This is a genomic window from Cupriavidus sp. 05N39 (assembly GCF_056397325.1).
The window spans coordinates 1-534 of the sequence record NZ_JBFTNE010000284.1 but is presented as its reverse complement, the minus strand read 5'-3'; the positions used below and the strand labels follow the sequence as shown (position 1 = coordinate 534).

The 534-nt window shown below is 68.9% G+C and carries 1 protein-coding gene; it reads left to right on the top strand.

Annotated features, from left to right (window positions below; genetic code table 11):
* On the top strand, positions 1-534 hold a 534-nt coding region (locus AC1DN0_RS41320; RefSeq protein ID WP_477146640.1), incomplete at both ends, for a DEAD/DEAH box helicase.

Sequence of the window (534 nt, the reverse complement as noted above, 5' to 3'; positions counted from 1 at the left end):
CTCCTCCTTCGAGCTGCATCCGGCCCTGCAGGCCGGCCTGGAAGGAGCCGGATTCACCCGTTGCACGCCCATCCAGGCGCTGACCCTGCCGGTGGCACTGCCCGGCGGCGATGTCGCCGGCCAGGCCCAGACCGGCACCGGCAAGACGCTGGCCTTCCTGGTCGCGGTGGTGAACCGCCTGCTGACCCGCCCGGCGCTGGCCGACCGCAAGCCGGAAGACCCGCGCGCGCTGATCCTGGCCCCGACCCGCGAACTGGCCATCCAGATCCACAAGGATGCGGTCAAGTTCGGCTCGGACCTGGGCCTGCGCTTCGCGCTGGTCTACGGCGGCGTGGACTACGACAAGCAGCGCGAGATCCTGCAGCAGGGCGTGGACGTGATCATCGCCACCCCCGGCCGCCTGATCGACTACGTCAAGCAGCACAAGGTGGTCTCGCTGCACGCCTGCGAGATCTGCGTGCTCGACGAAGCCGACCGCATGTTCGACCTGGGCTTCATCAAGGACATCCACTTCCTGCTGCGCCGCATGCCCGA